8 protein-coding genes, 1 pseudogene and 1 riboswitch are annotated in these 9,512 nt (G+C 41.4%); of the genes and pseudogenes, 6 read left to right on the top strand and 3 right to left on the bottom strand.

Going from position 1 to position 9,512, the window contains the following annotated elements; all coding sequences use genetic code 11:
• Positions 1 to 347 precede the first annotated feature (347 nt).
• A complete protein-coding gene (locus GZ63_RS0105695) occupies positions 348 to 683 on the top strand; it encodes a DUF1811 family protein (RefSeq protein ID WP_029267723.1) in 336 nt (111 codons plus the stop codon).
• Between the two features lie 291 nt (positions 684 to 974).
• Here GZ63_RS0105695 and GZ63_RS0105690 read toward each other — a convergent pair whose 3' ends face one another.
• Positions 975 to 2,216, bottom strand: coding sequence for a dicarboxylate/amino acid:cation symporter (locus tag GZ63_RS0105690; RefSeq protein ID WP_029267721.1), 1,242 nt, complete (start codon positions 2,214 to 2,216; stop codon positions 975 to 977).
• Positions 2,217 to 2,663: 447 nt separating this feature from the next.
• The gene (locus GZ63_RS17825; RefSeq protein WP_156947682.1) at positions 2,664 to 2,816 is read right to left on the bottom strand and encodes a hypothetical protein; all 153 of its coding nucleotides are present in this window, start codon (positions 2,814 to 2,816) and stop codon (positions 2,664 to 2,666) included.
• A 119-nt stretch (positions 2,817 to 2,935) separates the two neighbouring features.
• Here GZ63_RS17825 and GZ63_RS0105670 point away from each other — a divergent pair, with 119 nt between their 5' ends.
• The 5 genes from GZ63_RS0105670 (at position 2,936) to GZ63_RS0105650 (ending at position 8,811) form a co-directional block, all read left to right on the top strand.
• The gene (locus GZ63_RS0105670) at positions 2,936 to 4,291 is read left to right on the top strand and encodes an MATE family efflux transporter (RefSeq protein WP_029267719.1); all 1,356 of its coding nucleotides are present in this window, start codon (positions 2,936 to 2,938) and stop codon (positions 4,289 to 4,291) included.
• Between the two features lie 178 nt (positions 4,292 to 4,469).
• Positions 4,470 to 5,579: a YibE/F family protein gene (locus GZ63_RS0105665; RefSeq protein ID WP_029267718.1), complete on the top strand. Its 1,110-nt coding sequence runs from the start codon at positions 4,470 to 4,472 to the stop codon at positions 5,577 to 5,579.
• Complete coding sequence (locus GZ63_RS0105660) at positions 5,576 to 6,328, top strand: YibE/F family protein (protein WP_029267715.1); 753 nt, start codon at positions 5,576 to 5,578, stop codon at positions 6,326 to 6,328. Before GZ63_RS0105665 ends, GZ63_RS0105660 begins: the two co-directional genes overlap by 4 nt.
• Before the next feature lie 89 nt (positions 6,329 to 6,417).
• A riboswitch (SAM riboswitch) is annotated at positions 6,418 to 6,520 on the top strand.
• Positions 6,521 to 6,698: 178 nt separating this feature from the next.
• Positions 6,699 to 7,364: a carboxymuconolactone decarboxylase family protein gene (locus GZ63_RS0105655; protein ID WP_029267713.1), complete on the top strand. Its 666-nt coding sequence runs from the start codon at positions 6,699 to 6,701 to the stop codon at positions 7,362 to 7,364.
• 79 nt (positions 7,365 to 7,443) lie between these two features.
• Positions 7,444 to 8,811, top strand: coding sequence for an LLM class flavin-dependent oxidoreductase (locus tag GZ63_RS0105650; protein ID WP_029267711.1), 1,368 nt, complete (start codon positions 7,444 to 7,446; stop codon positions 8,809 to 8,811).
• Here GZ63_RS0105650 and GZ63_RS16435 read toward each other — a convergent pair.
• Positions 8,786 to 9,286, bottom strand: a pseudogene (locus tag GZ63_RS16435) (IS110 family transposase); the annotation flags it as partial. The gene GZ63_RS0105650 and the pseudogene GZ63_RS16435 overlap by 26 nt on opposite strands.
• Between the last annotated feature and the right edge of the window lie 226 nt (positions 9,287 to 9,512).

Here is a 9,512-nt window from a genome sequence, read left to right as displayed (position 1 = left end):
ACCGTACGTACGGTGGTGTGAGAGGTCGACTAACCAAGTAATGGTTAGTCACCTACTCGATTGGAGAAGAAAACCGGAGTTTGAAACTGAGATAGAGAATTCGAAAGGACATTGCAAGTTTTTGAAAAAGCACTGTTACAAAGGACCGTTTGTGTAGCCTAATTAAAATATTTTCTAAGAAGAAGTGAAAGAGATATGGTATGATAGAGGCGATATGTGTTGATAAGAGCGCGTACAGGAGGAAAAAAGAAAAACAGGTTATCTTTTAGCAGCGGTTTGTGATGGTGGAAAACTTTTTCCGTTAATCTAGTTGGAGTACAAAAATATAAGGGAAGGGAGGGTGCACGATGGCCCATCCTTACAAGCGATATTCAATAGAACAGCTACAAGCAGAAGAGGAACTTTTACGTGAAAAATTACAGAAGGCCGAAGCGTTAGGGCAGCGTAATTATATAGCGGTTCATAGGAGAAAAATAGAAATTGTTAGATCCTATATGCTGGATGTATCTGCATTTAGGCCAGGGGATATGCGCGAATTAAAAGAGGATCACGAACATTATTTTAAAATTGATGAAGTGAGTGGGGTTGTTGCATGGGGGCACCGCATCCATAAGGGAAATCATGAAACAAGCGGCGAAAGAGAAGCTGTGCTGCTTGATTTATTAGGTGAAAAATCCAAGTGAGCTCGGAAAGACTTATAGCGTGAAACCGATACGCTATTCATGAAATATGTTCTAGCTTGACGTAAGGGTTCACAATATATTTCTAGATTATATAATCTATTAAAATATCTCGTTAAGGTTTAAATGAAGCAGGTTGCATGGCACGGGTCCGTTTTAATACCGAATTCGCGCCATGCAACTGCTTTCATATTTTGTCTTACTTTTTAATTGAAAGGTCCTTGACATAGTTCGTTATTTACTTTTTAGACACATACCCTTGGGATGCAAGGCACCCGTAGGGGTGTACTTTGATCACTCGGGATAAACCGTTTTTGCCTGATGCTTTTTTTCTGTTTTATCAATGACGGAGGTGGCTACTAAATCACCTGTTACATTTAGGGCAGTGGCACCCATGCCCACAAGTGCATCAATGGCGGTCAGCAGTCCAACGGCTTCGATCGGCAGGCCGACTTGTGCAAAAACAGTTGCAATCATAATAATCCCAGCACCTGGAACACCTGCTGTACCAATCGTGGCGAGTGTCCCTACAATCACAACTTGGAGCATATCTGTATACGTCAAAGGATCCCCAATAATGTTTGCTGCAAAAACTGCTGATATGGCAATGCGGATGGCAGCTCCATCCATATTGACGGTAGCACCTAAAGGCAAGCTAAAGCTATATAAACTTTTGGACAGATTTAAATTTTTAGCTGCATCTAAAGTTAATGGCAAAGTACCCGAACTGCTTTGGGTCACAAAAGCAGTTACAATCGGCGTTCTTGCTGTGGAGAAGAAATCTTTAATGGATACATTGGTAAACAGCATGAAAAGCATATAAATGACGACTTGAGCAAGTAAAGCGATATATAATACCAAAACCATATCCCCTAAAGAAAGCAGGGTATCCATCCCTTGATTTCCGACCGTTTTGGCAATGATGGCAAAAATACCAATTGGAACATATTGCAAAACCGCATGCATTATTTTAAAAGTTGCTTCATTTAATCCTTCCACAACGTTGTAGACAAGTTCCCCGGAGGCTGCCCACTTTTCTGTGGATCGGAGCGCGGAGATCGCAATTCCAAAAGCAAGGGCAGTAAACACAATTCCCAAAAGATTTAACTCGGTAAAAGCCGTGAAGATATTTTCCGGAACAATACGAAGCAGAACACTGATGACTCCAGGATTATCCGGAACTTCAAAGTTCTCATTTGTATCGAGCGACATATTTGTCCCAGGGTTAAATATACTTGCAATGGTGATACCGACGATAATTGCGAGTGCAGAAGTGATGATATAATACAGAAATACTTTGCCGCCCATGCGTCCAAGATCACTCATTTTTGTTTGATTGACCCCCACGATTAACGTGAAGACGACAAGTGGAATAATCATGAATTTTAACAGCCGTAGTAGTAAATCACCAAAAGGGGTGAGTACTGTGGCGGCGTCTTCACCAAAGATGAAGCCTGTTAGGACTCCCAAAATAAGTGCAACGGTTATTTTTAAAATAAGTGACGTTGCAGTATATTTTTTCCAAAGTCTTTTCACGTGATCTCCCCCCTTTCTCTATTCATTCTATACAGGAGTTGTTTGAATTGTTTCATAACAATATAGGATAATCAAGCTTCTGTCAAAAACAATGCTTGAGGGAAGATAATTTGGCAGGGGGAGGGACGCTGACTATGCTGGAGCGTACAGAGTGGATTGATAGCTTTCATGAACTTAAAAAATCACAAAAACAAGCACCAAAATAATCCTGTTACAATGGCTTTATAGTGCTTGTTTTGTATTTTGAATAGCATAATTTATACATTGGGAATACAAATAAAAGAGGTGTTCGCACAATGTGTAATCAAATGCTTTATAAACAAGAGAAAATAAAAAAACGGCTGGAAAAGGCGGGAATTATAATGTCCGCAGAGAAGAGGAAACAAAAGAAGTGTACTTAGCCTTAATGTACCAGCGGATGCGATTATAAAAATGAACAACAAACGTTTATAAACCATGTAGAAAAGAGTACGAATGATTCTTTTCTGCATGGTTTTTTGGTGCAAATGGAACGCCAGAACCCTCTATATCAAGCCGAAATTCGACACAAACTGATAAAACGCGGAGCGAGACAAGCGCTACCCCAATAAAACCCTCCAAATCACAGGTCTCCCTCAAGTCCCTCCCCTCTTTCTAGACTTTCTTTCTTCATTTAGATTAGAATAGGTGTACACAGAATAACGCAGTATCATACAACCGATGAATAAGGGGTGAAGCAGATGGGCAGTGTGAATCAAAAGCTAGCAACGCAGTCTGTAGCGAAGACGTTTTTTCAATATTTTATCCCTACCCTTCTTGGCATGATGTTGATGTCGGTGAATGTGGTGGTGGACGGGATTTTTGTTGGGAATGGGGTTGGCTCTGTTGCGCTTGCTAGTGTGAATATTGCGGTTCCAGTGTTTTCGGTCATTATTTCTCTTGCGCTCCTTGTTGGAATGGGAGGCGGAACGCTTTATTCGATTGCTATGGGGGAAAATAATGATGATAGAGCGCGGAAAATATTTACGTTATCCATGGCGCTGATTACTGTGATTACCGTTGTGGTTTCGGTGATTAGCTACGTAAATTTGGAAGCGTTGGCGCTTTTTTTTGGAGCGAATCAGGAGACGTTGCCGTATGTGTTGGATTATATGCGAATTTTATTCCTTTCGTCGCTAATTTTATCCTTAGAAGCAGTCTTAAGTATTTTTGTACGGAATGATGGTGACCCGCAGCTGGCTATGATGGGGCTTGTTGTATCAGCTATTTTAAATATCGGGCTGAATTACTGGATGATTTTTATTTTGGAACTGGAAGTAAAGGGAGCGGCGTTAGCTACGGTTATTGCAACCGCTTTTGGTTTGCTTATTTATACATTTCATTTTTTAAAAAAGGGTTCTAATTTAAAGCTTGTTAAAATGGATTGGAATTGGCGTTCGATTAAATCCATTAGTACCATTGGCTTTCCGAGTTTTTTATCGGAGGCAGGGATGGGAATATTTGTCGTTGGCTATAATATTGCGATGGAATATCACGTTGGTACGGACGGGCTTTCTGCTTTTTCCGTGATTAATTATTTGCATGTGTTTATGTTTTTGGCGTTTATCGGGATTGCTTCTACGATTCAGCCGATGATTAGTTATTACTACGGGGCGAAGCAGGCAGAGAGCATCAAAAAGACAGTGAAAATCGCTGAAATTACCGGCATATCGCTTGGTCTTTTATTTTTAGCCATTGGTTATTTTGGGGCAACTCAACTTGTTGCTATATTTGGTATTGAGTCCGAATCAATTGTCGATCTTGCTACTACTGGTTTGAAGTTGTTTTTCCTGGGCTATTTATTCATGGGGATCAATTTTATTTATATGACTTATTATCAATCGATTGGTAATATCAAACCATCGATCGGTATTACCCTATTTAGAGGTGTTATCTTACTGATTCTTATGCTGCTTATCCTGCCGTTTATGCTTGGTACAGCTGGCATCTGGCTAGCGCTTCCTGCAGCGGAAGCATTGGTTGCTGTTTTCTTGCTCATTTTTGCCAGAAAACATGTTATGGAAAAAACATTCCTTTGGCACCAAATGCAGGATTAAGTAGGGATAGCCCCAGGTGGTGCCAGTTCTGATAGGAAAGGCCAAAGTCTTTGTGAAAAAGGGGAGCTACAGATCTGCTACCGTGCTAGGATCTGGCTGCCTTTCGATTTGATAATTTCGATATAAATCGACAAAATTCGGGAAGTGACAGGCACCAGGTTTGGGAAGGGTGAAGAAGATGTTGTCGAGGTCCATTTATTTTTATGTTATTATGGCGTTTCTTTTTGTGGTGTCGGTTGTGTTCGTTAATCATAATGATGCATTTTATGATCGTCCCATTGCTGAAGTCACTAAAGTAAAACAGGAAGATAAGACCGAAGTGACGGATCAACACCACAATACAGATGAGCTATTTACGCAACAGATTACAGCCAAGTTGAAAAATGGGGAAGCTAAAGGAGAGACGATCCATTTACAGAATGAATATTCAGCTTCAGGGGCTTATGATCAGGCCTATCAGCCTGGAAATGACTTGTTTGTTTCGCTGGATACAGACAAGGGGAAAAATGCAACATTAACTGGCAAGATAATCGATGTGAAACGGGATAAATATGTTTTGGTAGCAGCATGGGTATTTGTCGCGATTTTACTTATTGTCGGCAAAAGGCAGGGACTGTTTTCCATCATCGCTCTAGCAATCAACGCCATGATCCTGTCCTATGCGTTGGATATCTATGTGAAGAATTCGGATATCAGTTTATTGTTCCTATGCAGTATCAGTGTGGTTTTATTTACTGCCATCTCGCTGTTATTCCTTCATGGTTTGAATGAAAAAACATATGCGGCAATTGTGGCAACATTACTTGGAACATTTCTTTCGCTGCTTATTGCGTCCGTTGTAATATGGGCCACATCGGAAAGTGGTCTTCGTTATGAAGAAATGCAGTTCCTAACACGTCCGTATCAAGTGATATTTATCGCAAGTTTATTCCTTGGTTCCTTAGGAGGTGTCATGGATATTGCGATTACAATGACTTCTTCAATCTTCGGGCTTTATGAAAAAAATAATGCTATTTCCAAAAAGGCACTTCAGACGTCCGGCATGGAAATTGGAAAAGATATCATGGGAACGATCACGAATATTTTGCTTCTTGTCTATATCAGCGGTTCCATTCCGATGCTTATTTTATATTTAAACAATGGGTCGGCATTGACATTTTCCCTGACAATGAATCTTTCATTGGAAGTAGCCAGGGCGTTAGCGGGCGGGATTGGCATTGTGTTATCCATTCCAGTAAGCCTCTATACATCTATCTTTTTTATTAATCGAAAGAGGGCTAAATCATGACGGTACAAGTGGTGCTGGCAGCTATTTTATTCTTGTTAATGGTGCTTGTAGGCGGGAAAAAGGGGGTAAGGTCTTTTTTTACCTTATTTCTAAATTTCCTCGTGTTTCTTATTACCATGATTTTGATGACCATTCCAATTGTCAATCCAATTATTGTAGCGTTGATTGCATGTACAGCAATTTGCAGTATGAATTTGTTTTATATTAATGGAGTGAACATGAAAACGAAAACAGCCTTCATTTCTTCCATGATCACCATTGTTATTTTGATCTCTTTTATTGTATTCATCACGTCCAAAGCGAAGGTTCAGGGATTTGGCGAAGAGGTCATTGAGGAAATCAGTGTATTTTCCCTCCATGTTGGGGTGGATTTCGTCAAGGTTGGAGCGGCTATGGTCATACTGACTGCGATCGGTTCGATTACGGATATTGCTATTTCCATTGTTTCGCCGATGCAGGAACTATTTCATCATCAGCCATCAACAAGCAGGAAAGAGTTAGTTCGATTTGGGCTAAGCATTGGCAGAGATGTTCTTGGAGCAGATACGAACACATTGTTTTTTGCCTTTTTAGGAAGCTATCTGGCATTGATTTTGTGGTTTAAAGATTTAACGTATTCGTTCGGGGAAATTGTGAATTCGAAAGTATTTAGTGCAGAAATGATCAGCATTCTCTCAGCCGGTGCTGGTGTTGGCCTAATTATTCCAATTACCGCCTGGACTGCAGCATATTATTTGGTAAAAAAGTGATGGGGGACAGTCCCTTAAAATTTGTACTTGACACATTTTTCTGTATTCGGTATGATGGTATACAATTCTTACTAATTAAATAAAATATTTCCTTATCCAGAGTCGGGGGAGGAACCTGGTCCTTTGATCCCGCAGCAACCGTTATGATAACAAGGTGCTAATTCCAGCAAGCATTGGCTTGAAAGATGAGTGAACGTAGTCGATAAATGAAACCTCTTCCTCATCGGAAGGGGTTTTTTTAATGCATGCACCTGATTTGCTAGGGAAAAGGGTAAAAGGACATTTTATGGTGTCAAAACCGATTATTAAGATGGGGATAATAGTTTTAATTAGTGGAATGCAGATCATATACCAAAAGGAGTGGGTTCACGTGAGTCATTCAACTGATACCTTGTACAAAAAATCATATTTTTCACGGATTGGAGAATTAAGGGAATATGCGCCGGAAGCCTTTAAAAGCTTTTTTTCATTTAACGAGCAGGCGCTAGCAGAAGGTGCATTGACGGTAAAGGTAAAAGAATTAATTGCTGTTGCGGTTGCACATATTACCGGGTGCCCGTACTGCATTGATTTGCATGTAGGAAATGCGAAGGAGCAGGAAGCGTCCAAAGAAGAAATAGCGGAAGCGGTATTCGTATCCGCTGCACTAAAGGCAGGTGCCGCAGCTGCTCATGGGGTGAATGCGCTAAATGCTTATGACGGAGAATCTTCTGATGAGCTGTACCGGACAAGTTATTTTCAACGATTAAAAGAATTTGGCGCATTACAAGGTGATGCTTTTCGGGCCTTTGCGGATTTTGACAAACAGGCTCTAAAAGCGAACATACTGACAGAAAAAGAGAAAGAATTAATTGCTGTAGCAGCTGCACATACCACCGGATGTGCGTATTGCATTGATCTTCATACAAAAAATGCAAAAAAAACCGGTGCGAGTGTCAATGAAGTAGCAGAAGCAATCTTCGTCGCTGTTGCTTTACAAGCCGGATCGGCGTTTGCACATAGTGTGAATGCACTAAATGCTTATGATCGAAAATAACTACATTTAGGGACTGTCCCCTTTGCTTTAACGGTTTAGTACGACAGGCGATGGTCCCCCATTGAAAGGAGCTTTCACCATGGGTAAACAAATTCATTTTAACGGGTTTATTCAGCATTCGCCTTCTCCACATTCTACTGGACTGTGGAAGCATGAGAAAGACGGGGGTGTTAATCATAATCAGTTAACGTACTGGGTGGAGATCGCACAATTGCTAGAAAGAGGGAAATTTGATTCCTTGTTTATCGCTGATGTGCTGGGAACCTACAGTGTCTATGAAAATAGCCATCGTGCCGGAGCAGAGTATGCGGTCCAGCTTCCGGCACATGATCCAATTATTCCAATTTCAGCGATGGCAGCGGTAACGAAGCATTTAGGTTTTGCACCGACCATATCAGCAACCTACGCACAGCCTTATGCGCTAGCTCGGCAACTTTCGACGCTTGATCATATGACAAATGGGAGGGTTGCCTGGAATGTGGTGACATCCTACTTGGAAAGTGAGGCTGTCAATTTGGGACTTACCGAACGATTGCCAAAGGAGCTTCGGTATGACCGGGCGGATGAATTTTTAGAAGTGGTCTATAAATTGTGGGAAGAAAGCTGGGAGGATGGTGCTGTCATCTATGACCGGGAAAATGATCGGTTTGCGGATCCGAAGAAGGTGCATCTCATCAACCATGCAGGTGAATTTTTTGATGTGCCAGGCCCTCATTTAGTAGAACCTTCCCCGCAACGGACACCGGTTATTTTTCAAGCAGGTGCTTCACCGAGAGGCCGTGATTTTGCTGCTAAACATGCGGAAGGTGTTTTTACAAAAAACCATTCCTTAGAGGCACTGAAAAAATATACAGCAGACATACGGAGACGGACAACATTGCAGGGAAGAGATAAGCAGGATGTGCTTATTTTCCCATTGATCCTGCCAATTATTGGATCAACAGAGGAGGAAGCTTACCAGAAATATGAGGAACTAAAGGAACAGGTCAGTTACGAGGGGACCGCATCGCTCCTGTCTGGTCACACCGGGATAGACTTTTCCCGTTATGATCCAGATCAGTATATCGAGGATATGGAAACAGAAGCAGTGCAGGGGAATTTGGATATGTACACGAAAGATCCAAATAAAAAATGGACATTGCGAGAAGCAATCAAGAATCATGGTCTTGGAAATGGGACGGTGAAATTTATCGGGACGCCGGAACAAATTGCCGATCAGATTGAAGAATGGGCAACGATTGGGGATGCGGACGGTTTTAATATTGCGCAGTCGTATTCCCCTGGAACGTTTCGGGAATTCGTTGATGATGTCATACCGGAATTGCAAAAACGCGGGATTTACCGAACGGAATATGAAGGAAACACGTTGCGTGAAAATATGTTTGGAAAAGGACGCACCCATATACCAGCTAACCATCCGGCAAAAAGCGTGAAAGCGAAGGTTTAATAGCGGAATGTACTTGCCATTTGTCAAAAGTGCGAATTAAGGTGATAGACGTGGCAAGAATCGCATCAATAGAATCTTCCACAACCTTGTCTAATCTATAAGACGAACGCGCAGCTTTTTGAATTGATTTGGCTACTTGTTCAGCATCTGGGAAACGATTCTTGCCCTTGACACGTAGATAATCAGCCAATTCTTCTAAGTCCATTTGGGATAGTTCTTCTAAACTATAGCTTTCTTGAAAGAGATCCAACATGGCCTTACCAAACACAGAGGACGTCACATCTTCTGTAAAGGTATTACATTTATAGCTTAAATATTGAAGAAAGCGTTGCTTTTCCTGTGTAATTTGCCTAATGATTTGATAACGTGCCCGTGTTAACTGCTGAAGAGCAACATACTGTTCTTCTTTTACAACAGACATAGGCAGGCGTCCAAAACGCATATAATCGGCGATGACGAAGGCATCGATTTCATCTCTTAATGTGGTGGCGCCAGGTAAATCGTTATTTACGGTGAAGGAATTTTACCTTGCATTGAAAGCAGCCCTAGAGCTACTAACATCTAGGTTCAAAAATCAAGGTGCACAGCCTGCGTGTATGAAGACCAAGGCGCACACTGGGAAATCAGTCTTTTTATGCGGTTCAATCCGCAAGGGGGAAAAGAATTGTCCCAAATGATCCTAAGACCATTATCTAGGAACA

The sequence above is a fragment of the Virgibacillus alimentarius genome, assembly GCF_000709085.1.
In the GTDB taxonomy this organism is placed as follows: Bacteria; Bacillota; Bacilli; order Bacillales; family Amphibacillaceae; genus Virgibacillus_B; species Virgibacillus_B alimentarius.
The sequence above is the reverse complement of the archived record's forward strand: the minus strand, read 5'-3'. Positions and strand labels throughout refer to the sequence as shown.

What these genes read in the sequence shown, in the direction of transcription:
- GZ63_RS0105695 (WP_029267723.1), top strand. Translation starts at nt 348, where the DNA reads ATGGCCCATCCTTACAAGCGATATTCAATAGAACAGCTACAAGCAGAA.
- GZ63_RS0105670 (WP_029267719.1), top strand. Translation starts at nt 2,936, where the DNA reads ATGGGCAGTGTGAATCAAAAGCTAGCAACGCAGTCTGTAGCGAAGACG.
- GZ63_RS0105665 (WP_029267718.1), top strand. Translation starts at nt 4,470, where the DNA reads ATGTTGTCGAGGTCCATTTATTTTTATGTTATTATGGCGTTTCTTTTT.
- GZ63_RS0105660 (WP_029267715.1), top strand. Translation starts at nt 5,576, where the DNA reads ATGACGGTACAAGTGGTGCTGGCAGCTATTTTATTCTTGTTAATGGTG.
- GZ63_RS0105650 (WP_029267711.1), top strand. Translation starts at nt 7,444, where the DNA reads ATGGGTAAACAAATTCATTTTAACGGGTTTATTCAGCATTCGCCTTCT.